At 67.7% G+C, this 25,902-nt stretch carries 21 protein-coding genes; 14 read left to right on the top strand and 7 right to left on the bottom strand.

Annotated features, from left to right (window positions below; translation table 11 throughout):
- Position 1: 1 nt before the first annotated feature.
- Together AC1Q7H_RS04545 and AC1Q7H_RS04540 are read right to left on the bottom strand one after the other, a co-directional pair.
- Entirely contained in the window at positions 2-3,976 is a 3,975-nt protein-coding gene (locus AC1Q7H_RS04545) for a DUF3683 domain-containing protein (RefSeq protein ID WP_492380996.1), read from the bottom strand.
- 181 nt (positions 3,977-4,157) lie between these two features.
- Entirely contained in the window at positions 4,158-4,736 is a 579-nt protein-coding gene (locus AC1Q7H_RS04540) for a YqaA family protein (protein ID WP_013955529.1), read from the bottom strand.
- Between the two features lie 336 nt (positions 4,737-5,072).
- On the opposite strand from AC1Q7H_RS04540, the gene AC1Q7H_RS04535 reads away from it, so the two are divergent.
- The 8 genes from AC1Q7H_RS04535 (at position 5,073) to AC1Q7H_RS04500 (ending at position 13,311) form a co-directional block, all read left to right on the top strand.
- A complete protein-coding gene (locus tag AC1Q7H_RS04535) occupies positions 5,073-5,561 on the top strand; it encodes a (2Fe-2S)-binding protein (protein WP_013955528.1) in 489 nt (162 codons plus the stop codon).
- A 12-nt stretch (positions 5,562-5,573) separates the two neighbouring features.
- A complete protein-coding gene (locus AC1Q7H_RS04530) occupies positions 5,574-7,949 on the top strand; it encodes a xanthine dehydrogenase family protein molybdopterin-binding subunit (protein WP_153953223.1) in 2,376 nt (791 codons plus the stop codon).
- Positions 7,950-7,976: 27 nt separating this feature from the next.
- Positions 7,977-8,777 (top strand): FAD binding domain-containing protein, encoded by an 801-nt coding sequence (locus AC1Q7H_RS04525; RefSeq protein WP_492378168.1) that lies wholly within the window; start codon positions 7,977-7,979, stop codon positions 8,775-8,777.
- A 192-nt stretch (positions 8,778-8,969) separates the two neighbouring features.
- Positions 8,970-9,866 (top strand): AAA family ATPase, encoded by an 897-nt coding sequence (locus AC1Q7H_RS04520; RefSeq protein WP_013955525.1) that lies wholly within the window; start codon positions 8,970-8,972, stop codon positions 9,864-9,866.
- Between the two features lie 2 nt (positions 9,867-9,868).
- Positions 9,869-11,125, top strand: coding sequence for a vWA domain-containing protein (locus AC1Q7H_RS04515; RefSeq protein WP_211980698.1), 1,257 nt, complete (start codon positions 9,869-9,871; stop codon positions 11,123-11,125).
- Positions 11,116-11,673 (top strand): SRPBCC family protein, encoded by a 558-nt coding sequence (locus tag AC1Q7H_RS04510; protein ID WP_211980697.1) that lies wholly within the window; start codon positions 11,116-11,118, stop codon positions 11,671-11,673. The genes AC1Q7H_RS04515 and AC1Q7H_RS04510 overlap by 10 nt, the downstream gene beginning before the upstream one ends.
- Positions 11,646-12,683 carry an XdhC family protein gene (locus AC1Q7H_RS04505; RefSeq protein WP_211980696.1) on the top strand — a complete coding sequence of 346 codons (1,038 nt, stop codon included), beginning with the start codon at positions 11,646-11,648 and terminating at the stop codon, positions 12,681-12,683. Before AC1Q7H_RS04510 ends, AC1Q7H_RS04505 begins: the two co-directional genes overlap by 28 nt.
- 22 nt (positions 12,684-12,705) lie before the next feature.
- Positions 12,706-13,311, top strand: coding sequence for a nucleotidyltransferase family protein (locus AC1Q7H_RS04500; RefSeq protein WP_013955521.1), 606 nt, complete (start codon positions 12,706-12,708; stop codon positions 13,309-13,311).
- Positions 13,312-13,323: 12 nt separating this feature from the next.
- On the opposite strand, the gene AC1Q7H_RS04495 is transcribed toward AC1Q7H_RS04500, so the two are convergent.
- Genes AC1Q7H_RS04495 through otsB form a run of 4 tightly spaced genes read right to left on the bottom strand, consistent with a single transcriptional unit; the run spans position 13,324 to position 17,826 of the window.
- On the bottom strand, positions 13,324-13,668 hold the full coding sequence (locus AC1Q7H_RS04495; RefSeq protein ID WP_013955520.1) for a 4a-hydroxytetrahydrobiopterin dehydratase: 345 nt from the start codon (positions 13,666-13,668) through the stop codon (positions 13,324-13,326).
- Positions 13,669-13,703: 35 nt separating this feature from the next.
- Positions 13,704-15,095: an alpha,alpha-trehalose-phosphate synthase (UDP-forming) gene (gene otsA / locus AC1Q7H_RS04490; RefSeq protein ID WP_013955519.1), complete on the bottom strand. Its 1,392-nt coding sequence runs from the start codon at positions 15,093-15,095 to the stop codon at positions 13,704-13,706.
- Between the two features lie 51 nt (positions 15,096-15,146).
- A complete protein-coding gene (locus tag AC1Q7H_RS04485; protein WP_211980695.1) occupies positions 15,147-17,012 on the bottom strand; it encodes a glycoside hydrolase family 15 protein in 1,866 nt (621 codons plus the stop codon).
- A 13-nt stretch (positions 17,013-17,025) separates the two neighbouring features.
- Positions 17,026-17,826, bottom strand: coding sequence for a trehalose-phosphatase (gene otsB, locus AC1Q7H_RS04480; RefSeq protein WP_492380995.1), 801 nt, complete (start codon positions 17,824-17,826; stop codon positions 17,026-17,028).
- Positions 17,827-18,135: 309 nt separating this feature from the next.
- Here otsB and ilvA point away from each other — a divergent pair, with 309 nt between their 5' ends.
- Complete coding sequence (gene ilvA, locus AC1Q7H_RS04475; protein ID WP_211980694.1) at positions 18,136-19,674, top strand: threonine ammonia-lyase, biosynthetic; 1,539 nt, start codon at positions 18,136-18,138, stop codon at positions 19,672-19,674.
- A gap of 17 nt (positions 19,675-19,691) precedes the next feature.
- Positions 19,692-20,525 (top strand): NADPH-dependent 7-cyano-7-deazaguanine reductase QueF, encoded by an 834-nt coding sequence (queF, locus tag AC1Q7H_RS04470; protein ID WP_211980693.1) that lies wholly within the window; start codon positions 19,692-19,694, stop codon positions 20,523-20,525.
- Positions 20,526-20,540: 15 nt separating this feature from the next.
- On the opposite strand, the gene AC1Q7H_RS04465 is transcribed toward queF, so the two are convergent.
- Entirely contained in the window at positions 20,541-21,821 is a 1,281-nt protein-coding gene (locus tag AC1Q7H_RS04465; protein WP_041227727.1) for a carbohydrate porin, read from the bottom strand.
- 279 nt (positions 21,822-22,100) lie between these two features.
- On the opposite strand from AC1Q7H_RS04465, the gene AC1Q7H_RS04460 reads away from it, so the two are divergent.
- The 4 genes from AC1Q7H_RS04460 to AC1Q7H_RS04445 are packed head-to-tail and all read left to right on the top strand — an operon-like array spanning position 22,101 to position 25,898.
- On the top strand, positions 22,101-22,796 hold the full coding sequence (locus AC1Q7H_RS04460; RefSeq protein WP_492378164.1) for a TetR/AcrR family transcriptional regulator: 696 nt from the start codon (positions 22,101-22,103) through the stop codon (positions 22,794-22,796).
- The gene (locus tag AC1Q7H_RS04455) at positions 22,793-23,773 is read left to right on the top strand and encodes an HlyD family secretion protein (RefSeq protein WP_492378163.1); all 981 of its coding nucleotides are present in this window, start codon (positions 22,793-22,795) and stop codon (positions 23,771-23,773) included. Before AC1Q7H_RS04460 ends, AC1Q7H_RS04455 begins: the two co-directional genes overlap by 4 nt.
- Positions 23,770-24,738, top strand: coding sequence for an ABC transporter ATP-binding protein (locus AC1Q7H_RS04450; RefSeq protein ID WP_013955510.1), 969 nt, complete (start codon positions 23,770-23,772; stop codon positions 24,736-24,738). The genes AC1Q7H_RS04455 and AC1Q7H_RS04450 overlap by 4 nt, the downstream gene beginning before the upstream one ends.
- Positions 24,735-25,898: an ABC transporter permease gene (locus AC1Q7H_RS04445; protein ID WP_013955509.1), complete on the top strand. Its 1,164-nt coding sequence runs from the start codon at positions 24,735-24,737 to the stop codon at positions 25,896-25,898. Before AC1Q7H_RS04450 ends, AC1Q7H_RS04445 begins: the two co-directional genes overlap by 4 nt.
- The last annotated feature ends 4 nt before the right edge of the window (positions 25,899-25,902 follow it).

Here is a 25,902-nt window from a genome sequence, read left to right as displayed (position 1 = left end):
CTTACACCAGCACGCGTTCGATGCCGCCGGCATTGGCCTTGGCCACGTACTCGGGCATCCAGTTCTCGCCCAGCAAATGCTTGGCCATCTCGATGACGATGTAGTCCGCCTGCACCGAAGCATCTTCCTTGTAGCGCGACAGCCCCTGCAGGCACGACGGGCAGCTGGTCAGGATCTTGACGTCGCCGGTGAAGCCGTCGGCGCGCAGCTTGTCTGCGCCCTTGGTCATTTCCTCTTCCTTGCGGAAGCGGACCTGGGTCGAAATATCCGGACGCGTCACCGCGAGCGTGCCCGATTCACCGCAGCAGCGCTCATTCTTCTCGATCTTGCCCAGACCGGTGTTCCCGCCCATCAGGTCGTTGACCAGCTTGGTCGGGTCCATGGTCTTGATCGGGGTGTGGCAGGGATCGTGGTACATGTAGCGCGTACCGGTCACGCCTTCCAGCTTCACGCCCTTCTCGAGCAGGTATTCGTGGATGTCGATAATGCGGCAACCCGGGAAGATCTTGTCGAATTCATAGCCGGCGAGCTGGTCGTAGCAGGTGCCGCAGCTCACTACCACGGTCTTGATGTCGAGGTAGTTCAGCGTGTTGGCCACGCGGTGGAACAGCACGCGGTTGTCGGTGACGATCTTCTCGGCCTTGTCGTACTGGCCGTTGCCGCGCTGCGGATAGCCGCAGCACAGGTAGCCCGGCGGCAGCACGGTCTGCACGCCGACGTGCCACAGCATCGCCTGCGTGGCCAGCCCGACCTGCGAGAACAGCCGCTCCGAGCCGCAGCCCGGGAAGTAGAACACCGCTTCCGATTCCGGCGTGGTTGCCTTCGGGTCGCGGATGATCGGCACGATCTCGTTGTCTTCGATGTCGAGCAGCGCGCGCGCGGTCTTCTTGGGCAGGTTGCCCGGCATCTTCTTGTTGATGAAGTGGATCACCTGCTCGCGCACCGGCGCCTTGCCCACGGTCGCGGGCGGATGCGCGGTCTGCTTCTTGGCGAATTTCTTCAGCACGTCGTTGCCGAGGCGCTGCGCCTTGTAGCCCCAGTCGATCATGACCTTGCGGGTCAGGTTGATGGTCTCGGGGTTGGTGGCGTTGAGGAAGAACATCGACGCCGCGGTGCCGGGGTTGAACTTCTTCTGCCCCATCTTGCGCAGCAGGTTGCGCATGTTCATCGACACGTCGCCGAAGTCGATCTTGACCGGGCACGGCGTTACGCACTTGTGGCACACGGTGCAATGGTCGGCCACGTCGGAGAACTCATCCCAGTGCTTGACCGAGATGCCGCGGCGGGTCTGCTCTTCATACAGGAAGGCTTCGATCAGCAGCGAAGTCGCCAGGATCTTGTTGCGCGGGCTGTACAGCAGGTTGGCGCGCGGCACGTGGGTGGCGCACACTGGCTTGCACTTGCCGCAGCGCAGGCAGTCCTTGACGCTCTCGGCAATGGCGCCGATATCGCTCTGCTGCATGATGATCGACTCATGCCCCATCAGGCCGAACGACGGCGTGTAGGCATTGCGCAGGTCGGCGCCGGGCAGCAGCTTGCCCTTGTTGAAGCGGCCCTGCGGGTCGACCTTGGCCTTGTAGGCACGGAAGTCGCCGATCTCTTCCTCGGTGAGGAATTCCAGCTTGGTGATGCCGATGCCGTGCTCGCCCGAGATCACGCCGTCGAGCGAACGCGCCAGCGCCATGATGCGGGCCACCGCGCGGTGCGCGTCCTGCAGCATGTCGTAGTCGTCGGAGTTCACCGGGATGTTGGTGTGCACGTTGCCGTCGCCGGCGTGCATGTGCAGCGCCACGAAGACGCGGCCGCGCAGCACCTGCTTGTGGATCTTCTGGGCCTCGTCCAGGATCGGCTTGAACTCGCCGCCGTTGAAGATCTTGCGCAGCTCGGCGCGGATCTCGGCCTTCCAGGACACGCGGATGGTGCGGTCCTGCAGCAGGTGGAACACGGTGGCGTCAGGCTGCTGCTGCAGGCGCGCGTCGAACTCCTGCCCCAGCAGTCCCAGCCCATGCCCGATCAGCGAGGCCTTGGCCTGCGTCAGCGGCACGTCCATGTGGTCCTGCAGGTAGCGCCAGCGCGCACGGATCTCGCGCAGCAGCGTCAGCGCGTGCTGCACGCGGTCTTCCAGCAGCTCGGCGCTGGGGATTTCGTTGGCGTCGTCGCTGCGGCCCAGCGGCAGGTTGCCGCGCGCGAAGAACGCTTCCAGCGTGTCGACCAGCTTGAGCTTGCTCTTGATCGACAGCTCGATATTGATGCGCTCGATGCCGTCGGTGTACTCGCCCATGCGATTGAGCGGAATCACCACGTCTTCATTGATCTTGAAGGCGTTGGTGTGCTTGGCGATGGCGGCGGTACGCGACCGGTCCAGCCAGAACTTCTTGCGCGCCTCGGGGCTGACGGCGATAAAGCCTTCGCCGCTCTTGCCGTTGGCCATGCGAATCACTTCCGAGGTGGCGCGCGCCACGGCGTCTTCATCGTCGCCGACGATATCGCCGATCAGCACCATCTTCGGGAAGGCGTTGCGCTTGCTCTTGGTGGCGTAGCCGACCGCGCGCAGGTAGCGCTCGTCCAGGTGCTCCAGGCCGGCCAGGATGGCGCCGCCGGGCTTCTTCGTCTCCGCATCAAGGAAGTCCTTGATCTCAACGATGCTGGGGATGGCGTCGCGCGCCTGGCCGAAGAACTCCAGGCAGACCGTGCGGATGAACTTCGGCATGCGGTGCAGGATCCAGCGCGCGCTGGTGATGATGCCGTCACAGCCTTCCTTCTGCACGCCCGGCAGGCCGGCCAGGAACTTGTCGGTGACATCCTTGCCCAGGCCTTCCTTGCGGAACTTGCGGCCTTCGATCGCCAGCGTCTCGGTGCGTAGCACCTTCTCGCCCGGCGCACGGTTGCCGTCCGACCACTTCAGTTCGAAGGTGGCCACCGGCACATCGTGGATCTTGCCCAGGTTGTGGTCCAGCCGGGTGATTTCCAGCCAGTTGCCCTCCGGGTCAACCATGCGCCACCAGGCCAGGTTGTCCAGCGCGGTGCCCCACAGCACGGCCTTCTTGCCGCCGGCGTTCATGGCCACGTTGCCGCCGATGCACGAGGCATCGATCGAAGTCGGGTCGACCGCGAACACCAGGCCGGCCTTGTCGGCCGCATCGGCCACGCGGCGCGTCACCACGCCGGCTCCGGAGAAGATGGTCGCAACCTTGTGCGACACGCCGGGCAGGTCGGTTTGCTCGACCGGGCCGAGCTGCTCCAGCTTCTCGGTATTGATCACCGCGCTCATCGGCGTCAGCGGCACGGCGCCGCCGGTATAGCCGGTGCCGCCCCCGCGCGGGATGATGGTGAGGCCGAGCTCGAAGCAGCCCTTGACCAGGCCGGCGATCTCTTCCTCGGTATCCGGCGTCAGCACCACGAACGGATATTCCACGCGCCAGTCGGTAGCGTCGGTCACGTGCGAGACGCGCGACAGGCCGTCGAACTTGATGTTGTCCTTCTGCGTGACCTTGCCCAGCACGCGCTGGGCGCGCTTGCGCAGGTCATAGGCGGCGGCGAATTCGTTCTTGAAATCCTCGATCGCCTGCTTGGCGAAGGCGACCAGCTGCTCCACGCGGTGCGAGCGGTCCTCGGCGGCGGGCTCGGCGTGCTCGGCACGGTCGGCCGCGCGGCGCTTCTCGATCTCGTTCAGGCGGTGGTGCAGCGCGCTGACCAGCATCTGGCGGCGCTTGGGATTTTCCAGCAGGTCGTCCTGCAGGTAGGGGTTGCGGCGAACCACCCAGATATCGCCCAGCACCTCGTACAGCATGCGGGCGGAGCGGCCGGTCCGGCGCTCGCTGCGCAGCTCGTCCAGGATGCGCCAGGCTTCCTCGCCGAGCAGGCGGATGACAATCTCGCGGTCCGAGAAGGACGTGTAGTTATAGGGGATTTCACGCAGGCGCGGCGGGGCGTCCTGCGCGGCGAGCTTGGCGTCGAGCACGAGTGGGGCGTTCATTGGGGGACCGCTTCCTGCTGCGCACGAGGACTGTGCGCGAATCGTTCATTAAAGCGCGATTGTACTGCAAGGCCCGGTTTCGCCGCACCGCAACATCGAGGAATCCTTGTTGGAACAAGGGATTAGGCGACATTTAGGCGGTGGCACCGGCGCCCTGCGGTGGTGCCGGCGGCGCACCGGATCAGAACCAGGCCTTCCACATTTGCGCAATGTTGTGCCAAAAGCTGTCCGGGATCCACAGCAGGCTGGCGGTCATGAACAGGTAGCGGATGAACTTGCCGACCGCCATCCAGGCCAGGCTGGGCCAGAACGAGAGGCGCAGCCAGCCGGCTAACGTGCACAACGGATCACCTATGCCGGGCAGCCAGGAGAACAGCAGCGTGGGCGGCCCGAGCCGGCGCATCCACCGGAAGTAGCGCGCATCGAGCTTGGGCTTGGGCGGCTTGCGCATATGTTTGCGGTGCTCCAGGTGCTCAAGGTCGTGCTCACGCGCCCGGCGCCGCTTGTGGTAGCGCACCAGTGCCAGCTTGGCGGCATAGCCCAGCCACCAGTCGATGGCACCGCCGACCGTGTTGCCGAGCGTGGCCACCAGGATCGCCGGCCAGAACATATGCGGGTTGAGCTTGACGTAGCCGAACACCGCCGGCTCCGAGCCCAGCGGCAGCAGCGTGGCCGAGATCAGGCTGACCACAAAGATCGCGGGCAGGCCCACCTTGGGCAGGGCAATGGTTTCAAACAGCCAGTCGAAGAAGGCTTCCATGTAAGCGTGGCGGGTGCCAGTGGGCGCTGCTCATTCTAGCTGCTGTGCCCCGAACGGGGCGCGGGCAAACCACATGGCAGCGCCCCACGATTTGTGATTAACTGTTAGAGCCTGTTGTGGCCAATCGTTCGCCGGCCGCAGCATTCGCGCCAGCATTGAAGCCGCTCGCCGCGTGCGCTGGCGCACCTACAGCAGTTGTAGCGGCAGCACCAATATCACGAATTAGCCGTCCTATAGCCGTCTTAAGCGGCAGTACCGCGTCGTGGCCAGTCCCACGCAGTTCGTTCGGGATTTCGGGCAATTGGTCATGCGCGTCCACCCCACATGGAGACAAGCATGGCGATTCCGATCCGCCTGACGGTCAACGGCAAGTCCGTTGACGCGCAGGTAGAACCCAACACCCTCCTGGTCCAGTTCCTGCGCGAACAGCTGCGCCTGACCGGCACCCACGTCGGCTGCGACACCGCGCAGTGCGGCGCCTGCACGGTCCACCTGGATGGCCGGGCGGTCAAGTCGTGCAATATCCTCGCGGTCCAGGCCGACGGCGCCGCCGTGACCACCATTGAGGGCCTCGCCGCTCCCGGCACGCTACACCCGATGCAGGAAGCCTTCCGCGAATGCCACGGCCTGCAATGCGGCTTCTGCACGCCCGGCATGGTGATGAGCGCCACCGCGCTGGTGCAGGAACACCCCGGCGCCGACGCCGCCACCATCCGCGCGCACCTGGAAGGCAACCTGTGCCGCTGCACGGGCTACCACAACATCGTGCGCGCAGTGCAGCAAGGCCAGGCGGCCATGCAGGGCACCGCCGCCAGCGCGGAATAAGGGGGAACGGCCATGAACGCACCCGAAAGCCAGCGCCTGGTAGGCGCGCCGGTCAAGCGCAAGGAAGACTATCGCTTCCTGACCGGCAACGGCCAGTACACCGACGACATCGTGCTGCCGCAGCAAAGCTACGCGTACTTCCTGCGCTCGCCGCACGCGCATGCGCGCATCCGCTCGATCGACAAGACCGAGGCGCTGGCCGCGCCCGGCGTGATCGCCGTGCTGACCGGCGACGAACTGGCGGCCGACAAGGTCGGCGGCCTGCCCTGCGGCTGGCTGATCCACAGCATCGACGGCTCGCCGATGAAGGAGCCGCCGCACCCGGTGATTGCCCACGACAAGGTCCGCCACGTCGGCGACCAGGTCGCGCTGGTCATCGCCGAGACCCTGCAGCAGGCGCGCGACGCCGCCGAGAAGATCGACGTCGACTATGAAGAGCTGCCCGCCGTGGTCAGCGCTGCCGATGCCGCCAAGGCGTCCACCCTGGTGCATGACGACGTGCCCGCCAACACCTGCTACACCTGGGGCCACGGCGACAAGGCCGCCACCGACGCCGCCTTTGCCAAGGCCGCCCACGTGACCACGCTGGACATCGTCAACAACCGGTTGATTCCCAACGCGATCGAGCCGCGCGCGGTCAACGCCAGCTATACGCGCCAGGACGACAGCTATACGGTCTACGTGGCCAACCAGAACCCGCACGTCGAACGCCTGCTGATGGGCGCGTTCGTGCTGGGGCTGCCCGAATCGCGCCTGCGCATCATCGCGCCGGACGTGGGCGGCGGCTTCGGCTCCAAGATCTTCCTGTACCCGGAAGACGTGGCGCTGACCTGGGCTTCGAAGAAGATCGGCCGCCCGGTCAAGTGGACCGCGGACCGCTCCGAGTCCTTCCTGACCGATGCGCACGGCCGCGACCATGTGACCAGGGCCGAGCTGGCGCTCGACGCCGACGGCAAGTTCCTGGCGATGCGGGTGCATACCACCGCCAATATGGGCGCCTACCTGTCGACCTTCGCCAGCAGCGTTCCGACCATCCTGTATGCAACGCTGCTGGCGGGCCAGTACGCCACGCCCGCGATCTACGCCGAAGTGCAGTCGGTCTTCACCAACACCGCGCCGGTGGATGCCTACCGCGGCGCCGGCCGGCCCGAGGCCACCTATGTGGTCGAGCGCCTGGTCGAAACCGCCGCGCACGAGCTGAAGATCGACCCGGCCGAGCTGCGCCGCAAGAACTTCATCCGCCAGTTCCCGTACGCCACGCCGGTGGGCCTGACCTACGACACCGGCGACTACGAGCCGTGCTTGGCGCGCGCGCAGGAGCTGGCCGACGTCAAGGGCTTCCCGGCCCGGCGCGACGAAGCGAAGCAGCGCGGCAAGCTGCGCGGCCTGGGCTATTCCTGCTATATCGAGGCCTGCGGGCTGGCGCCGTCGAATATCGCCGGCGCGCTGGGCGCGCGTGCGGGGCTGTTCGAGGTGGGCGAGATCCGCGTGCACCCGACCGGCACCGTGACCGTGTTCACCGGCTCGCACAGCCATGGCCAGGGGCACGAGACCACCTTCGCGCAGGTGGTCGCCGACCGGCTCGGGCTGCAGCTGGACCAGGTCGAGATCGTGCACGGGGACACCGGCCGGGTGCCGTTCGGCATGGGCACCTATGGCTCGCGCTCGCTGGCGGTGGGCGGCTCGGCCATCGTCAAGGCGCTCGACAAGATCGAGGCCAAGGCCAAGAAGATCGCCGCGCACCTGCTGGAAGCCGCCGACACCGACATCGAGTTCAGCAACGGCGTATTCCGCGTGGCCGGCACCGACCGCACCAAGACCTTCGGCGAGGTCGCGCTGTCCGCCTACGTGCCGCACAACTATCCGCTCGACAAGCTGGAGCCGGGCCTGAACGAAAACGCGTTCTACGACCCGACCAACTTCACCTACCCGTCCGGCGCCTATGTGTGCGAGGTGGAGGTCGATCCCGATACGGGCGAGTCGCAGGTGGTCAAGTTCACCGCGGTGGACGACTTCGGCAACATCATCAACCCGATGATCGTCGAAGGCCAGGTCCATGGCGGCATCGGCCAGGGGCTGGGCCAGGCCATGCTGGAGCAGTGCATCTACGACAACGACAGCGGCCAGTTGCTGACCGGCTCGTACATGGACTACGCCATGGCGCGCGCCGGCGACCTGCCCGACTTCACCGTCGAGACCGCCACCGGCACGCCCTGCACCCACAACCCACTGGGCGTGAAGGGCTGCGGCGAAGCCGGCGCGATCGGCTCGCCGCCGGCGTTCATCAACGCGCTGGTGGATGCGCTCAGCCCACTGGGCGTGAAGGACATCCAGATGCCCGCCACGCCGCACCGGGTCTGGCAGGCCATCCAGGCCGCCCGGCCGTGACCCACGCACACCGCAAAGGAAACCGACATGTACGCATTCAATTTTGAACGCGCCGCGGATGCCAAGGCGGCCGTGGCCACGCTAAAGGCCGATCCCGACGCCAAGTTCCTCGGCGGCGGCCAGAGCCTGCTGGCCGCGATGAAACTGCGGCTGGCCGCGCCCTCCGTGCTGGTGGACGTGGCGCGCATTCCCGGCATGGCCGACATCCGCGTCGAAGGCAATGAGATCGTGGTCGGCGGCGCCGCGCGCCATGCCGATGTGGCCGAGCATGCCGAGGTGCGCCAGCGCATCCCGGCGCTGGCGGCACTGGCCGGCGGCATCGGCGACCGCCAGGTGCGCGCCATGGGCACCATCGGTGGCGCGCTCGCCAATGACGATCCCGCTGCCGACTACCCCGCGGGTGTGCTGGGGCTGGGAGCGACCGTGGTCACCGACCGCCGCACCATCGCCGCCGACGACTTCTTCAAGGGCCTCTATGAAACCGCCCTGGAACCGGACGAGCTGATCACCGCGGTGCGCTTCCCAATCCCGGAGCAGGCTGCCTACGCCAAGTTCCGCAACCCGGCCTCGCGCTTTGCGCTGGTGGGCGTGATGGTGGCGCGCACCGGCAACACAGTGCGCGTGGCGGTGACAGGCGCGGCCGACAGCGTGTTCCGCTGCCAGCCGCTGGAGCAGGCGCTGTCGGCCAGCTTCACCGCGCAGGCGGCGCGTGGGGTGAAGGTCAATGCGTCGAAGCTGAACGCCGACCTGCATGCGTCGGCGGAGTACCGGGCGCATCTGATCCCGGTGCTGGCGGCGCGGGCGGTGGAGGCGGCGGCGAAGGGGTAGCGCGAGTTTTACCTCTCCCCATTGTGGTCTCCCCTCTCCCGCCACCGCGGGAGAGGGGTCGGGGGAGAGGGCCGGCGCTTGAATCAAGCGTTATCGCGCGCGAACCTCCTGCCCTCTCCCCCGCCCCCCCGCCGTGCGGGAGAGGGGAGCAAACCGTCGGCGTGCGAGGCATGCCGGCACAGAAAGAATCTCATGCTTCCCACCTCCATCGACGACACCATCGCCCAGCTGGAACGCCAGCAATACTTCGCCGACCGCGAGACCGCCACGGTGCTCTATCTCGCCATCCGCATGCAGCGGCCGCTGTTCCTGGAAGGCGAGCCCGGCGTCGGCAAGACCGCCATGGCGCATGCGATGGCGGGCGTGCTCGGCACACGGCTGCTGCGGCTGCAATGCTATGAAGGGCTGGACGCCGCCAGCGCGCTGTACGAATGGGACTACCCGCGCCAGATCATGGCGCTGCGCCTGGCCGAGGCACGCGGCGAACGTCCCGAGGCGCAGTCGCTGTACCACGACGACTACCTGCTCAAGCGCCCGCTGCTGGAATCACTGCTGCCCGACCCTGCCGCACCGGACGTCCCGCGCGTGCTGCTGATCGACGAGATCGACCGCGCCGACGAACCCTTCGAAGCCTTCCTGCTGGAGGTGCTGTCCGAATTCCAGGTGTCGATCCCCGAAATCGGCGTGATCCGGGCCGAGCGTCCGCCGCTGATCGTGATCACCTCCAACCGCACCCGCGAAGTCCACGACGCCCTCAAGCGCCGCTGCCTGTACCAGTGGATGGGTTACCCGGAGCGCGACCGCGAACTGCAGATCGTGGCCGCGCGCGCCCCCGAGGCCGCCGCGGCGCTGCAGGCCCAGGCCATCGACTTTATCCACCGGCTGCGCGGCATCGACCTGTTCAAGGCGCCGGGCATCGCCGAGGCCATCGACTGGTGCCGCGCGCTCTCCGCGCTGGGCGCGACCGAGCTCGATCCGCAGTCCGTGCGCGACACGCTGGGCGTGCTGCTCAAGTACCAGGACGACTTGGCGCGCGTGGACGGCCCCACCGTGGCCGAGCTGCTGGCGGGTGCCACGCCGGGAGGCTGAAGATGGCCACGCTGCACGCCGCTGTACGGCCTGCCGCACCGGCCCTGCCGGTGCTGGCGCGCAACGTCACGCACTTCATTCGGCTGTTGCGCGACGGTGGCTTCGCGCTGTCGCCGGCCCATGCGGTCGATGCGCTGCAGGCGCTGCGCCATGTCGATATCGGCCAGCGCGACGAGGTGCGCGCCGCGCTGGCGGCGCTGGTGCTGTCCGGCCCCGACCAGCGCCCGCTGTTCGATGCCGCCTTCGACCTGTTCTGGCGCGATCCCGATTGGGAAGGCAAGCTGCGCGCGCTGCTGCTGCCGCGCGTCGACAGCGGCGCGCCGCCGCCCAAACGCAGCAACCGGCTGGCCGATGCCCTGGCCGCGCGCCAGCCCGAAACGCCATCGCGGCCCGCGCAAACCGAAGCCGAGCGCATCCATGTGCCGCTGACCTTCTCCGACCAGGAACGCCTGGCGCAGCGCGACTTTGAAACCCTGACCGCGCAAGAGTGGCGCGCGCTGCAGCACCTGGTGCGCACGCGCCGCGCCCATCTCGCACTGCAGCGCACCCGCCGCCTGCGCGCAGCCACCTGCGGCACCCATGCCGACCTGCGCGCCAGCGCGCGCCTGGCGGTGCGCCAGCATGGCGAGTGGCTGCGCTGGAAATTCCGCAAGCACGCCGAGCGCAAGCCGCCGGTGGTGCTGCTGCTCGACATCTCCGGCTCGATGAGCCAGTACTCGCGCGCGGTGCTGTACTTCTGCCATGCGCTGATGCAGTCGCGCGAGCGGCTGTCGGTGTTCCTGTTCGGCACGCGACTGACCAACATCACCCGCTCGCTGCGCGAACGCGACCCGGACGAGGCCGTCGCGCTGATCACCGGCCAAGTGCGCGACTGGGCCGGCGGCACCCGCATCGGCGCCGCGCTGGCCAGCTTCAACCGCCACTGGGCGCGGCGCACGCTGTCCGGACGCGCCACCGTGCTGCTGGTCACCGACGGCCTGGACCACGAGCACATCGAACTGCTCGGCGACGAAATGGCACGGCTGCGCCGCTTTGCGCACCGCATCGTCTGGCTCAACCCGCTGCTGCGCTACCCCGGCTTCACCCCGCAGGCGCGTGGCGTGCAAGCCATCCTGCCGCACGTGGACGCACTGCGCCCGGCCCATAACCTGGACAGCCTGCTGGCGCTCGAGACGCTGCTGTCCGACCATGGCGGCCCGCCCCGGGCCGCCACCCCTGCCCTCGCCAGGCACAACAAGGAAGCCCCGCCATGGAAATGAACCAGAGCCAGCGCCTGCCGGTCCCGCAGCAGGTGGCATGGGAAGCGCTCAACGACACCGAGCTGCTCAAGCAATGCATCCCGGGATGTGAGAGTATCGAGCCCGACGGCGACAACGCCTACCAGCTGGCCCTGACGGCCGCGGTAGGCCCGGTCAAGGCGCGCTTCAAGGGCCGCATGGCACTGGAAGACATCCAGGCCCCCGACAGCTACACCATCCGTTTCGATGGCCAGGGCGGCGCGGCGGGCTTCGGCAAGGGCAGCGCCCAGGTCCGGCTGGAACCAGACGGTGACGAGACCGTGCTGACCTACACCGTCAACGCCCACGTGGGGGGCAAGATCGCACAGATCGGCTCGCGGCTGGTGGACGCCGCGGCACGCAAGATGGCAGATACCTTCTTTGCGCGCTTCACCGAGGCCGTCACCCCAGACGCCACCGACGACACGCCAGCGGCCGACGGCGCCCCCGCCGCAGCCGCCGGCGACAATGAACCAACAGAGGAACCGAAGCGGAAACGATCATGGACAGCGTGGATCTCGAAGTCCTGAAGAACAGTGTGCAGTGGCAGCAGCAAGGCCATCGCGTGCTGCTGGTCACGGTAGTGCGGACCTGGGGCTCGTCGCCCCGGCCCGAAGGCGCGATGCTGGCCGTGCGCGACGACGGCCTGGTGGTGGGCTCGGTCTCGGGCGGCTGCATCGAGGATGACATCATCGACCGCGTGCGCCGGCAAGGCATCATCGCCGACCACCCGGAAGCGATCAAGTACGGCATCAGCGCCGAGGAAGCCCACCGCTTCGGGCTGCCATGCGGCGGCACCATCGAGCTGGTCACCGAACCGCTGACCCCGGCCAGCGGCATCGCCGAGCTGCTCGACGCCGTGGAAAACGGCCGCCTGGTCGCGCGCACGCTCGACATGGCCACCGGCACCGCCACGCTGGGCCCGGCCAACGCCACCGACGGCCTGGTGTTCGACGGCAAGACCCTGCTGACCATCCACGGCCCGCGCTACCGCATGCTGGTGATTGGCGCCGGGCAGCTGTCCAAGTACCTGTGCCAGATCGCCGTGGGCCTGGGCTTCCAGGTCACCGTGTGCGACCCGCGCGAGGAATACACAGAGACCTGGGACATCCCCGGCGTGACCATGGTGCGCACCATGCCGGACGACACCGTCACTGACATGAAGCTGGACGAGCGCTGCGCCGTGATCGCGCTCACGCACGACCCCAAGCTGGACGACCTGGCGCTGATGGAAGCGCTGCGCACCAAGGCCTTCTATGTGGGCGCGCTGGGTTCGCGCCGCAACAACCAGGCGCGCCGCGAACGCCTCAAGGAATTCGACCTGACCGAGCTGCAGCTGGCGCGGCTGCATGGCCCCGTGGGCATCTACATCGGCAGCCGCACGCCGCCCGAGATCGCCATCTCGATCCTGGCCGAGGTGATCGCGGCCAGGAACCACGTATCGCTGCCCGACATCCTGCAGGTGGAAGGCGCCAAGGCCGCGCGCGAGATGGCTGCCAGCACCGGCAGCAGCTGCGACGTCGCGCCTGACCCCACCTGACGACTTCGCGAGTGCGCCCGCCATGACTGCCGCCCCCAACGCTCCCCTGCTCCGCACCGACCTGCCCACCGGCATCCTGCTGGCCGCAGGCTTCGGCCGCCGCTTCGACGCCGCCGGCAAACGCAACAAGCTGCTGGAGGTGCTGCCCGGCGGCCGCTCCGTGGCCTGGCGCAGCGCGCGCACGCTGGCCGCGGCGCTGCCGGAATCGATCGCCGTCATTCGCCCGGGCAACCCGGCACTGGCGGAGGAACTGCGCCGCGGCGGCTGCCGCGTGGTGGAGTCGGCCGACGCCGAAGCCGGCATGGGCGCAGCCCTGCGTGCCGCCGTGGCAGCCACGCCCGAAGCGCGCGGCTGGGTGGTAGCGCTGGCGGATATGCCCTGGCTGCCGATGGAACTGATCCGGGCGGTGGCATTGACGATCACCACGCCGGATACCATCGCCGCCCCTTGGCGCAACGGGCAACGTGGGCATCCGGTGGGTTTTGGCGCAGCCTGGCGTGAGGAATTGCTGAAGCTGGACGGAGATGAGGGCGCGCGGGCGTTGCTGAAGGACAAGCCTGTGACGCGGATCCTGACAGAGGATGAAGGGGCGTTTCGCGATATTGATACGCCTGGGGATTTGAAGTGACCCCCACGAACCTCACCCGATCCCCTCCGCCAACTCGCTCGTCTTCACCGCCATGATGAAATCATTCCGGTGCAACCCCTTGATCTTCTTGGTCCGCCACGACACCGTGGCATGCCCCCAGCCAAAGCTGATCTCCGGATGATGCCCCTGCGCCTCGGCCAGCTGCCCGACGCCGTTCACGAACGCCAGCGCCTGCGCGAAATTGCCGAAGGTGAAACGCCGTTCGAGCCGCGTCGCGCTATCGACCAGCTCCCACCCCGGCGCCTGCTGCAGTAAATCCTCGGCCTCAGCCGGCGTCAACGGCGGCACGCCGCCACGGCAAGGCGTGCACGATTGCGCTGCCAGGTCTTCGCTCATGGTCATGCTCCCCGACCGGAAGAACAGCCCGCGCCTCAGGCCCCTTCGGTCTCAGTCAGTGCGCGCAGGAACTCGCTGCTCCACCAGTGCACATCCTGCGCGCGGATGCGCTCCAGCAGTTTCTGGTGCCGCTGCTGGCGCTCGGCCAGCGGCATGTGCAGCGCCTGCTGGATCGCCTGCGCGGTGGCGCGCGTGTCGTACGGATTGACCAGCAGCGCCTCGCGCAGCTGCTCGGCGGCGCCGGCAAAGCGCGACAGCACCAGCACGCCCGGGTCCTCCGGGTCCTGCGCGGCGATGAACTCCTTGGCCACCAGGTTCATGCCGTCGCGCAGCGGCGTCACCAGCGCCACGCGGCTGGCGCGGCACAGGCCGGGCAGCCGCTTGCGCGCGGTGGTGCGGTGGATATAGCGCACCGGCATCCAGTCCAGCTCACCGAACTCGCCGTTGATGGCGCCGCTCAGCTGCTCCATCTCGCGGCGCAGGTCGACGTAGGCATCCACCGACTCACGCGACGGGGCAGCGATCTGCACCAGCGTCGCGCTCGAGCGGTTCTCGGGATACTCGGCCAGCAGCCGGTAGAACGCCTTGAGCCGCTGCGGCAGGCCCTTGGAATAGTCGAGCCGGTCGATGCCCAGCAGCAGCCGGCGGCGCGCGTACTGCGCGCACATCATCTCGTAGGTTTCCTGCGCATCCGCGCCGCGGCCCAGCTCCATGAACTCGTCGACGTCGATGCCGATCGGGAAGGCCTGCGCCCGCACCGTGCGGTGGAAGGCGCGGTAGCGGTGCTCGCCCATGGGCTCGGCCTGCGCTTCGGCCTGCACGTAGCGCGAGAAGTGCTCGACATCCGCATGGCTCTGGAAGCCGAGCAGGTCGTAGGCAAACAGTGCGCGCATCAGCCACTCGTGCTGCGGGATGGCGGCCAGAATCAGCGGCGGCGGCAGCGGCACATGCAGGAAGAAGCCGATCTTCTGCCCGCAGCCGATGGCGCGCAGCTCTGAGGCCAGCGGGATCAGGTGGTAGTCATGGATCCAGATGATGTCGTCGGGCTGCAGCAGCGGCGCCAGCTTGCGCGCGAACAGCTGGTTCACGCGCCGGTATCCATTCAGGAAGTTGGAGTCGAAATCCGCCAGGTCCAGCCGGTAGTGGAACACCGGCCACAGCACGCCATTGCTGTAGCCCAGATAGTAGGCGTCGTGGTCCTCGCGGCTCAGGTCGACGGTGGCCAGCGTCACGTTGCCGGCCTGCTGCAGGTGCAGGTCGCCTTCACCCGGCGTGCCGCCCTGGGCGGTTTCCAGCGCCTTGCCGCTCCAGCCGAACCACATGCCGCCAGTCTGGCGCAGGGCTTCGGATAGCGCCACAGCGAGGCCGCCCGCCGCCACGTTGCGGGGATCGGCGACCCGGTTGGATACCGCTACAAGTCTTGGCATATGTTGTTCTTGGAGTCCTCTGTTCTGGATGCCGTGGATGCCGTGGGCGGTTCAGATCACCGTGTCCCACGGCGCCGACAGCCGCATCGCGCCATTGATCAGCCCGACCATCGAGTACGTCTGCGGGAAATTGCCCCACATCTCGCCGGTCACCGGATGGGTATCCTCGGACAGCAGCCCCAGCGGATTGCGCGCGGCCAGCATCGATTCGAAGATCTCGCGCGCTTCTTCGCGCCGGCCGATGCGCGCAAGAGCATCGATGCGCCAGAACGTACAGATATTGAACGCGGTCTCGGGCTTGCCGAAATCGTCGGGCGCCTCGTAGCGGCGCATATAGGGGCCGTCGCACAGCGATGCCTCCAGCGCCTTGACGGTGGCGATGAAGCGCGGATCGCGCGGCTCGATGAAATTGACTTCGGCCATCAGCAGCACGCTGGCATCCAGCTCGCGCCCGCCGAAGCTTTCGGCAAAGGCCTGGCGCTCTTCGCTCCAGGATTCGGCCAAAATGCGCTCCTTCATGCGGTCGGCATGGTCGTGCCAGTAGGCGCCGCGCGCCTGCAGCTGCAGCTTGTCCGCAACCTTGGCCAGGCGGTCGCAGGCGGCCCAGCTCATCAGCGCCGACGACGTATGCACGCGCGCCCGCGTGCGCAGCTCCCACATGCCGGCGTCGGGGGTGCCGAACACTTTCACCGCCTGTTCGCCCACCTCTTCCAGCCGGCGGAATTCAGCGGGGCCGCCGCGGTGCAGCAGCCGGTGGTCATGGAAGGCCTGGGCCGCGCCCAGCACCACGTTGCCGTAGACGTCGTGCTGGAAGTGCTCCTGCGCCTGGTTGCCCACGCGCACCGGGCCCATGCCGCGGTAGCCGGGCAGATGGTCGAGCATGCTTTCAGGCAGCTCGCGCTCCAGGCCGATGCCGTACAGCGGCTGGATGTGCCCGTCCTGCGATTGCATCACCACGTTGGACAGCCAGCGCAGGTAGTCCTCCATGGTGCCGACCTCGGACAGGCTGTTGAGCGCGCGCACCACGAAGAAGGCGTCGCGCAGCCAGCAGAAGCGGTAGTCCCAGTTGCGGCCGCTGCCCGGCGCCTCGGGGATGCTGGTGGTCATCGCCGCGACGATGGCGCCGGTCTCTTCGAACAGCGACATCTTCAACGTGATGGCCGCGCGGATCACCGCGTCCTGCCATTCGCACGGCACCGCCAGGCGGCGGCTCCACAGGCGCCAGTAGGCGGTGGTTTCCTGCTCGAAGTCGCGCGCGGTTTCTTCCACGCCGTGCGCGAGGGTCTCGTCCGGGCCCAGGATAAAGTTGTAGCCGCGCGTGACCAGGAACGGCGTGTGCGACAGCACGTAAGCCATCGGCGCGTCGGTGGTCATGCGCAGGGTCATGTCGTCGCCGATAAATCGCACATGGCTGCTGCCGCGCGTCATCTCCGGCGCCTTGCGGCCCCATTCGAAGCGCGGCGCCACCACCACGCGCACGCGCGGCGCGCCGCGCACCGGGCGGATGCGCCGGACCAGCGCGGTCGGGCGGAAATATCGCCCCAGCCGGAAGAAGCGCGGCGCAAAGTCGGTGATTTCCAGACAGTTGCCATGGCTGTCCGTCAGCCGCGTGCGCAGCACCGCGGTATTGGGCTCGTACCATTGCCGCGACGACTGGAAGTCCTCGATCTCGATCGAGAAATGGCCGGCGTTCTCGCTCGGGTCGAGCAGGGCGTTGAACACCGGGTCGCCGTCAAAGCGCGGCAGGCACGACCAGACAATGCGCGCGCGGCAGTCCACCAGCGCAGAGATGGCGCAGTTGCCGATCATGCCAAGCGACAGCGACGGATTGGCAAAGCGGCTGCCGCCGTCCACGGTCTTGTGCACGCCTTCGGTCGGCGGCTGGCCCGGTTCGCTCGGGCTGCTCGGATTGGTCACAGCGATACCTCCCTCAGGATGTCGTTGTGCGCCGGGCCGGGCCTGGCTCGGCCTCATTCGGCAGGGCGCGCGGCTGGCCGCCGGCGCCTTCCAGCGCGCGGGCCGAGCGGTGCAGCCAGCTGCGCAGCGCGGCCGGCCCGGACACGCTGACGCTGGCCACGGTCTCGCGCTGGCCCACCAGCACGCCCAGCCCGCCAAGCTTGCGCACGGCGGCAAAACCTGGCTCGTCGGTCAGGTCGTCGCCGGCAAAGAGCGGCACGCGCTCGGCGAAGGGCGCAGATTTCATGAATGCGGCGATGGCGTCGCCCTTGTCGACGCCGGCCGGCTTGATCTCGACCACCATCTTGCCGGGCAGCGCCTCCAGTCCGACAGCATGGCGCAGCACTTCGGTGACCGCGGCATCGACCACGCCGGCCAGTTCAGGCGCCTGGCGGTAGTGGATGGCGACGGCAACGGACTTGCGCTCCAGCCGCAGGGCGGGATAGGCGCGCACCAGCGCTTCCAGGTGGGGGATCAGCGGTTCCAGGCCGGGGGCGGAAGTCTTGGATACCATGCCGCCGTCGGTGCGGAATTCAGCACCGTGCACGCCGGCGGCCGGCAGCCGCAGGGGCTGCAGGAAGTGGTCGAGTTCAGAGATCGGACGCCCGGAGATGACAGCCAGCGCGCCATTCAGACGCTCGAATAGCGTGTGCAGCGTGCCGACCAGTTCGGGTTCGACCTGCACCAGTTCCGGGCGCGGGGCCAGGTCGGCCAGGGTGCCGTCGAAGTCGAGAAACAGGGCGGTATTGGGTTCGATTAGCGGTAGTTGTGGCATCGCGTTACACCGTAACACGTCGTTTTGACCGGCGTCCACCGGGCGCCGTCCTACATGGCGCCCACGCAACCCCGCCCCGACGCAAGTCCGGGCCAGGCGTCCGCGGCCCCACTGCGCCTTGGCTCGCCGCGCCCTCGCGAGTGCATCGTCATCCACACGAGAAGCGCCCTCCGCGCGGCACGGGCCGCCCTGCCCGGGCGGCGGGGGCCCCGCCCGGGCAGGGTGGAAGTCGCCGCCATCCTTTATCATTGACGGTTTCCGCCAGAATTTCCGCCTTTTTTTGCGCCGCCCCACGGCCCGCCCGAGACCATGACCCGCATGTCCGCCGCCAGACCCGACTACCTCAAGAAGATCCTGACCGCCAAGGTCTACGACGTGGCGCAGGAGACCGAACTGACCTACGCGCATCAATTGTCGGCGCGCACCGGCAATGCGGTCTGGTTCAAGCGCGAGGACACCCAGCCGGTCTTCTCCTTCAAGCTGCGCGGCGCATACAACAAGATGGCCTCGCTGACGCCGGAAGAACTCAGGCGCGGCGTGATCGCCGCCTCGGCCGGCAACCACGCGCAGGGAGTGGCGCTGTCCGCGGCGCGCCTGCAATGCAAGGCCATCATCGCCATGCCGGTCACCACGCCGCAGGTGAAGATCGACGCCGTGCGCGAACGCGGCGGCCAGTGGGTGGAAATCGTGCTGCACGGCGAGTCCTACAGCGACGCCTACAACCATGCCGCGGAGCTGGAGAAGAAGCACAAGCTGACCTTCATCCACCCGTTCGACGATCCCGAGGTCATCGCCGGCCAGGGCACCATCGCCATGGAGATCCTGCGCCAGCACCCGGGCCCGATCCATGCCGTGTTCGTCGCCATCGGCGGCGGCGGACTGATCTCTGGCATCGCCTCGTACATCAAGGCGGTGCGCCCCGAGATCAAGGTGATCGGCGTGCAGACGGTGGACTCTGACGCGATGAAGCGCTCGGTCGACGCCGGCAAGCGCGTCGAGCTGAAGGAAGTGGGGCTGTTCTCTGACGGCACCGCGGTCAAGCTGGTCGGCAAGGAGACCTTCCGCATCACGCGCGAGCTGGTCGACGACATCATCCTGGTGGATACCGACGCCATCTGCGCGGGCCTGAAGGACGTGTTCCAGGACACCCGCAGCATCCTGGAGCCGGCCGGCGCGCTGGCCGTGGCGGGCCTGAAGGCCTATGCCGAGCGCGAGAAGCTCAAGGGCCAGCACCTGGTGGCGATCGCCTGCGGCGCCAACATGAACTTCGACCGCCTGCGCTTTGTCGCCGAGCGCGCCGAGGTGGGCGAGGCGCGCGAAGCCGTGTTCGCCGTGACCATCCCGGAAGAGCGCGGCAGCTTCAAGCGCTTCTGCGAGCTGGTCGGCACGCGCAGCGTGACCGAGTTCAACTACCGCATCGCCGACACCAGCATGGCGCATATCTTCGTCGGCGTGCAGATCGCCAGCCGCGCCGAGAACGACAAGATCGCCGCCAGCTTCCGCAAGCACGGCTTCGACACGCTGGACCTGTCCAACAACGAACTGGCCAAGCAGCATATCCGCTACATGGTGGGCGGGCGCTCGGCGCTGGCGCATGACGAGCTGCTGTTCCGCTTCGAGTTCCCGGAGCGCCCGGGCGCGCTGATCCGGTTCCTGTCCAGCATGAGCCCGAACTGGAATATCAGCCTGTTCCACTACCGCAACCAGGGTGCGGATACCTCCAACATCCTGGTCGGCATCCAGGTGCCGAAGAACGAGAAGCGCGCCTTCCGCGCCTTCCTTTCAACGCTGGGTTACGTACACTGGGACGAGACCGACAACCCGGTGTACAAGCTGTTCCTGTCCTGACACCTGCTGAGCGCCCCATGAGCCTCCCTGAACACTCGCCGCTGGGCAAGCCTTCGGCCTACAAGACCGAATACGACGCCTCGCTGCTTTTTCCGATCCCGCGTCAGCCCAAGCGCACCGAGATCGGCCTGCCCGAAGGCAAGCCGGTGCCGTTCTTCGGCGTCGATATCTGGAATGCGTACGAGCTGTCGTGGCTGAACCTGAAGGGCAAGCCGCAGGTGGCGCTGGCCAGCTTCATCATCCCGTCGGACACGACCAATATCATCGAGTCCAAGTCGTTCAAGCTGTACCTTAACTCGTTCAACCAGACCAAAATTGCTTCACCCGAGGCGCTGCAGCAGCTGCTGCACCACGACCTGTCCGAAGCCACCGGCGGCACCGTGCAGGTGCGGCTGGTGACTGAAGCGGACCTGGGCAAGCAGAAGATGGGTGAGCTCGACGGCCTGCTGCTGGACCGGCTCGATATCGAGGTGGACCGGTATGAGCCCGCGCCTGAGCTGCTCAGCGCGGACCAGGAAGAAACCCCGGTGGAAGAAACGCTGGTGTCGCACCTGCTCAAGTCCAACTGCCTGGTCACCGGCCAGCCGGACTGGGGCAGCGTGCAGATCCGCTACGTGGGTGCGCCGATCAACCAGGAAGGGCTGCTCAAGTACCTGATCTCGTTCCGCAACCACAACGAGTTCCACGAACAGTGCGTGGAGCGGATCTTCATGGACGTGATGCGCGAGTGCAAGCCGGTCAAGCTGGCGGTGTATGCGCGCTATACGCGCCGCGGCGGGCTCGATATCAACCCGTTCCGCACCAACTTCAATACGGCGTGGCCGGACAACAAGCGCAACGCGCGGCAGTGAGGCAGGCGGGGAGGATCAGAACTCCCCGTGAAACCGTACCCCGTAGAACTTGACCGGGCCGCGGTCGCGGTTGTAGCCGGGGTTGCGCACGTACTGGAAGTCCGGGCTGATGCTCAGGTACTTCACCGGCTGGAAGCTGTAGTAGATCTCCAGGATCTGCTCGGGCCCGTAGCGCAGCGCACCGTCGCCCAGGAACGCGCCCAGCCCGCCCGCGGCCAGGTAGTTGCGGTGGTTTGGGCCCAGCATGTTGATCGCCACCGCCACGCCCAGCGCATCGCGCGCCCGTCCCCACGCATCGCCCTTCAGCACGCCGCCCGCCGACACCTGGCGGCCGATCTCCGTGAAGGCGTAGGTCTCGGTCTTGTCGTCGGACAGGCTGGCGCGCGCGAATATCCCCAGTGAATCGGTAACCTGCTGCACCAGTGTCACGCCCACACCGCTCTTGGCGTGCTCGCGCCGCACGTCGGCGACGTCCGGTGTGCTGTTATTGGCCATGCCGAAGCCGATGGCATCGCTGAACGCGCCCATGCGCGCCTTGTTGCGGAACCACAGCAGCCGCGCGGTGCCGGGGCGGCCGGCCAGCTGGTAGCGCTTCTCCACTTCGATGATGTCGCCGTAGTGCTCGAACATGCGGGTGTCGAGCTGCAGCCCGTTGGATTCCAGCGGCTGCAGGAAGCGCCCGATGCGCGCCGACCAGCCGTCGCCGATATATTCCAGCGACAGGCCCCAGCTATAGCCGCGCGCATCGGCCGGATAGTCGAAGGCGCCATGTGTCATGAACGACCAGTTCATGAATTGCGTGCGCGGGTCCGAGCCGAACTCGTTCTGGTCGAAGACATCCAGTACGCCGAAGTTGCCCGCCGTCAGCACCACGCGCTGCTGGTCGACGGTGCGCGCAAACTGGTTGAAATCCGCTTCCAGCGCTTCGCTGCCGCCGCCCAGGCCCCAGGTCTGCCGCACGAAGGCGCGCGCGCGGTAGAACACCGGGTTGGTGCTGGCGGCCTTGCCCAGTTCACCGTTGGACAAGCCGCCCAGGCCGTGCAGGCCGGAAAACGGCACGCCTTGCGTGACTTCCGGGTTGAAGTGGAACTCCGCGCCTTGCCACAGCTTCAGTCCCAGATCCAGCGTCGCGCTGAACGAGTAGCTCTTGGCCCGTTCGGTACCCAGGCTATTGGGGCCGGAGTATGCCGCGCCGAATGATGGCTTGCGCTGCCAGATGTAGGTGCTCTGGCCGTGAAAGGCGAACGGGCTTTCCGCTTCAGCCAGGCCTTGCACCGGCTCCGCTTGCTGCGCCATCGCTGGCAGGCACGCACAACAGGCCAGCGCCGCCAGCACACGGCGAAAACGGAGCGCTCGACGAACGGGAGCGGTGGCAAGTGGCGGAAACGGCATCGGCAGAGGCGGTCAGCAAAAGAAGTGCCGGAGACGGCGCGTTCCGGCGCCCGCAGCATAGCCAAGCGCCCATGACATGTCTACCTGCCAAAGGGTGTGCCGGAAGGCCGACGTTGTAACCGCCCTTGAATTAATTAACGCAAAAATTAATATTCACTGGAGACCGCTTGCATCCGTTTGCCCATGCCGCGCCCGCCCGCCAAACCGAAACCTTCCGCCCGCCGCAGCCCCGGGCGTCCTGCAGCCGGCCAGCCCGGCCAGCGCGAACGCATCCTCGATGCGGCCACCGACCTGTTCTCGCGCCAGGGCGTGGCCGGCACCGCGGTCAAGGCGATTGCCACCCAGGCCGGCGTGACGCCAGCGCTGGTCCATTACTACTTCAGCGACCGCGAATTGCTGCTGGACGCCGTGGTCGAGGAAAAGCTGCAGCCGCTGGTGGCCAGCGTCTTCGCTGCCGCCGGGGATGCCGAGCCGATGGCCATGCTGATCGGCATTGCCGGCCAGCTGATCCGCACCGCGGCCGCCACGCCCTGGTTTCCCGGGCTGTGGATCCGTGAAGTCGCCAGCGCCGACGGCGCCCTGCGCGAGCGCGTGCTGGACCGCTTCGCGCTGCAGCGCGCCGGCGCACTGAGCGCGCCGCTGGCGGCCGCGATCGCGCGCGGGCAGCTCAATAGCGGCCTGGAGCCGGCGCTGGTGATGCCGTCGCTGATCGGCCTGACGCTGCTGCCGCTGGCCACCACCCATATCTGGCGCAGGCTGCCCGGCGGCGAAGCGGTTGATACCGACACGCTGGTGCGCCACGTATCCGCGCTGCTGACGCACGGGCTGGCACCGGCGTCCGACGCCGGCAAGTCCAGGCTTTCTCCGGAGTCATCATGAACCCCGCCCACTCCACCCGCCCGCAACTGCCGGCAGCGGTGCTTGCCACCTTCGCGGCGGTGCTGCTGGTCGCCGCCTGCAGCCGTGAACGCGCCGACACCTGGCAAGGCTATGTCGAAGGCGAATTCGTCAGCGTGGCCTCGCCCTTCGCCGGGCGCCTCGACACGCTGTCGGTGCAGCGCGGCCAGCAGGTCGGCCAGGGCGCCGCGCTGTTTGCCCTCGAATCCGACGACGAGCGCGCCGCGCGCCAGCAGGCCGAAGACCAGTTGCGCGCGGCCGAGGCCCAGCTGCAAGACATGAAGACCGGCAAGCGCCCGGTCGAAGTCGAGGTCAGCCGTGCCCAGCTGGCGCAGGCACAGGCCCAGGCGCAGCGCAGTGCCGCGGCCTTGCGGCGCGACCAGCGCCAGTATGAGATCGGCGGCATCGCGCAGGCGCAGCTGGACGAATCGCGCGCGCAGGCCAACAGCGACGCCGCACGTGTGCGCGAACTGCAGCGCGATATCGACGTGGCCCGGCTGCCGGGCCGGGATGCGCAGCAAGCCGCGCAGGCCGCGCAGGTGGCCGCCGCGCGCGCGGCGCTGGCGCAGGCCGAGTGGAAGCTGTCGCGCAAGACCGTGGCCACGACCCAGGCGGGGCTGGTCTACGACACGCCCTACCGCCTCGGCGAGTGGGTGCCGGCGGGCAGCCCCGTGGTGCGCATGCTGCCGCCGGGCAACGTCAAGGTGCGCTTCTATGTGCCGGAGACGGTGGTGGGCGCGCTGCGCAACGGCCAGGCGGTGCAGGTGCGCTGCGACGGCTGCGCCGCGCCGGTGGCGGCCACCATCAGCTACGTTGCCAACGAGGCCGAATACACGCCGCCGGTGATCTACAGCAACGAGACCCGGCGCAAGCTGGTGTTCCTGGTCGAAGCGCGCCCGGCGGCTGCCGATGCGCCCAAGCTGCGGCCGGGCCAGCCCGTTGAAGTGGTACGGCAATGAACACGACAATCAACGGCGGCGCGGCCGGGCTCGCCATCGACGTGCGCGGTCTGAACAAGCACTTCGGCGACAAGCACGTGGTCAACGACCTGAGCATGCAGGTCGCGCGCGGCGAGATCTTCGGCTTCCTCGGCCCCAACGGCAGCGGCAAAACCACCTCGATCCGCATGATGTGCGGCCTGCTGACGCCCGATTCCGGCACGGGCACCTGCCTGGGCTACGACATCCGGAGCGAGTCCGACGAGATCAAGCGCCGCGTCGGCTACATGACGCAGAAGTTCTCCTACTGGGACGACCTGTCGATCCGCGAGAACCTGGACTTCGTCGCGCGCGTCTACGGCATGCCGAACCGGCGCGAGGCGGTCGACCGCGCACTGGAACACCTGGGCCTGGCCACGCGCTCGGCGCAGCTGGCCGGCGCGCTGTCGGGCGGCTGGAAGCAGCGGCTGGCGCTGGCGGCCTGCCTGCTGCACGAGCCCGAGCTGCTGCTGCTGGATGAACCCACCGCGGGCGTGGACCCCAAGGCCCGGCGCGACTTCTGGGAGCAGCTGCACCAGCTGGCCGCGCGCGGCATCTCGGTGCTGGTCAGCACGCACTACATGGACGAGGCCGAGCGCTGCCACAAGCTGGCCTATATCGCCTACGGCAAGCTGCTGGCGCAGGGCACCGCCGATGAAGTGGTGGCCAGCCAGAATCTGTCGACCTGGAGCGTGGAAGGCGACGACCTCGCCGCGCTGTCGGAGCAACTGCAGGGTGCGCCGGGCGTGGAGCAGACCGTGGCCTTCGGCACCGCACTGCATGTGACCGGGCGCGATGCGCAGGCGCTGGCCGATACGCTCGCGCGGCTGGCCGGACCGGGCCGGCGCGTCGAGCAAACCCAGACCAGCCTGGAAGACGTGTTCATCCACATGATGAGCGGGGCCGAAGACAATATGGCGGCCCGCAAGGCCAGGGAGGCGTCATGACAGCCGCCGCCCGCAAACCGGCCGCGCAACAGCGCTTCTCGCTGCAGCGCTGGTGGAGCATCGTGCTCAAGGAGTTCCTGCAGCTGCGGCGCGACCGCGTCACCTTCGGCATGATCATCGGGCTGCCGATCATGCAGCTGCTGCTGTTCGGCTTTGCCATCAACACCGATCCGCGCCACCTGCCAACCGCCGTGATTGCCGCCGACCAGAGCGAATTCACGCGCTCCTTTATCGCCAGCATGGAGCAATCGACCTACTTCAAGCTGGTCGGCACGCTGCCCGACGAACAGGCCGGGCGCGAGGCGCTGATGAAGGGCGAGGTGCAGTTCGTGCTGACCATCCCGCCCGACTTCACGCGCCGGCTGCTGCGCGGCGAACGGCCCGCGCTGCTGGTCGAAGCCGATGCCACCGATCCCTCCGCCACCGGCCAGGCCATCGCCGCGCTGCCCCAGCTGCCCTACCGCGTGGCCACGCATGACCTGAAGGGACCACTGGCGCCGCTTGCCGGCGGCAAGCCGCCTTTCGACGTGCAGGTGCAGCGGCTCTACAACCCCGAAGGCATCACGCAATACAACATTATTCCCGGCCTGATGGGCGTGATCCTGACGATGACCATGGTGATGATGACCGGCCTGGCCATGACGCGCGAACGCGAGCGCGGCACCATGGAGAACCTGCTGGCCACGCCGGTGCGGCCGCTCGAGGTGATGACCGGCAAGATCGTGCCCTATATCTTCATCGGCCTGATCCAGTCGACCATCGTGCTGCTGGCCGCGCGCTGGATCTTCAGCGTGCCGTTCGTCGGCTCGGTGCTGGCGGTGTACCTGGCGGCGCTGCTGTTTATCGCGGCCAACCTGACGGTGGGCATCACGCTGTCGTCGCTGGCGCAGAACCAGTTGCAGGCGATGCAGCTGACCTTCTTCTACTTCCTGCCCAACATCCTGCTGTCCGGCTTCATGTTCCCGTTCGCCGGCATGCCGGGCTGGGCGCAGGCCATCGGCAACATCCTGCCGATGACGTATTTCCACCGCATGGTGCGCGGCATCCTGCTCAAGGGCAACGGCTGGGTCGAGCTATGGCCCAATGTGTGGCCGATGGCGCTGTTCATCGTGGTGGTGATGGCGATCGCGGTGCGCTTCTACCGCCGCACGCTGGATTGAAGGG

The sequence above is a fragment of the Cupriavidus sp. GW823-FHT06D04 genome (assembly GCF_058795055.1).
Note: the sequence above shows the minus strand (reverse complement) of the source record. Positions and strands in the feature narration are given on the sequence as shown.

What these genes read in the sequence shown, in the direction of transcription:
- AC1Q7H_RS04545 (WP_492380996.1), bottom strand. Translation starts at nt 3,976, where the DNA reads ATGAACGCCCCACTCGTGCTCGACGCCAAGCTCGCCGCGCAGGACGCC.
- AC1Q7H_RS04540 (WP_013955529.1), bottom strand. Translation starts at nt 4,736, where the DNA reads ATGGAAGCCTTCTTCGACTGGCTGTTTGAAACCATTGCCCTGCCCAAG.
- AC1Q7H_RS04535 (WP_013955528.1), top strand. Translation starts at nt 5,073, where the DNA reads ATGGCGATTCCGATCCGCCTGACGGTCAACGGCAAGTCCGTTGACGCG.
- AC1Q7H_RS04530 (WP_153953223.1), top strand. Translation starts at nt 5,574, where the DNA reads ATGAACGCACCCGAAAGCCAGCGCCTGGTAGGCGCGCCGGTCAAGCGC.
- AC1Q7H_RS04525 (WP_492378168.1), top strand. Translation starts at nt 7,977, where the DNA reads ATGTACGCATTCAATTTTGAACGCGCCGCGGATGCCAAGGCGGCCGTG.
- AC1Q7H_RS04520 (WP_013955525.1), top strand. Translation starts at nt 8,970, where the DNA reads ATGCTTCCCACCTCCATCGACGACACCATCGCCCAGCTGGAACGCCAG.
- AC1Q7H_RS04515 (WP_211980698.1), top strand. Translation starts at nt 9,869, where the DNA reads ATGGCCACGCTGCACGCCGCTGTACGGCCTGCCGCACCGGCCCTGCCG.
- AC1Q7H_RS04510 (WP_211980697.1), top strand. Translation starts at nt 11,116, where the DNA reads ATGGAAATGAACCAGAGCCAGCGCCTGCCGGTCCCGCAGCAGGTGGCA.
- AC1Q7H_RS04505 (WP_211980696.1), top strand. Translation starts at nt 11,646, where the DNA reads ATGGACAGCGTGGATCTCGAAGTCCTGAAGAACAGTGTGCAGTGGCAG.
- AC1Q7H_RS04500 (WP_013955521.1), top strand. Translation starts at nt 12,706, where the DNA reads ATGACTGCCGCCCCCAACGCTCCCCTGCTCCGCACCGACCTGCCCACC.
- AC1Q7H_RS04495 (WP_013955520.1), bottom strand. Translation starts at nt 13,668, where the DNA reads ATGAGCGAAGACCTGGCAGCGCAATCGTGCACGCCTTGCCGTGGCGGC.
- otsA (WP_013955519.1), bottom strand. Translation starts at nt 15,095, where the DNA reads ATGCCAAGACTTGTAGCGGTATCCAACCGGGTCGCCGATCCCCGCAAC.
- otsB (WP_492380995.1), bottom strand. Translation starts at nt 17,826, where the DNA reads ATGCCACAACTACCGCTAATCGAACCCAATACCGCCCTGTTTCTCGAC.
- ilvA (WP_211980694.1), top strand. Translation starts at nt 18,136, where the DNA reads ATGACCCGCATGTCCGCCGCCAGACCCGACTACCTCAAGAAGATCCTG.
- queF (WP_211980693.1), top strand. Translation starts at nt 19,692, where the DNA reads ATGAGCCTCCCTGAACACTCGCCGCTGGGCAAGCCTTCGGCCTACAAG.
- AC1Q7H_RS04465 (WP_041227727.1), bottom strand. Translation starts at nt 21,821, where the DNA reads ATGGCGCAGCAAGCGGAGCCGGTGCAAGGCCTGGCTGAAGCGGAAAGC.
- AC1Q7H_RS04460 (WP_492378164.1), top strand. Translation starts at nt 22,101, where the DNA reads ATGCCGCGCCCGCCCGCCAAACCGAAACCTTCCGCCCGCCGCAGCCCC.
- AC1Q7H_RS04455 (WP_492378163.1), top strand. Translation starts at nt 22,793, where the DNA reads ATGAACCCCGCCCACTCCACCCGCCCGCAACTGCCGGCAGCGGTGCTT.
- AC1Q7H_RS04450 (WP_013955510.1), top strand. Translation starts at nt 23,770, where the DNA reads ATGAACACGACAATCAACGGCGGCGCGGCCGGGCTCGCCATCGACGTG.
- AC1Q7H_RS04445 (WP_013955509.1), top strand. Translation starts at nt 24,735, where the DNA reads ATGACAGCCGCCGCCCGCAAACCGGCCGCGCAACAGCGCTTCTCGCTG.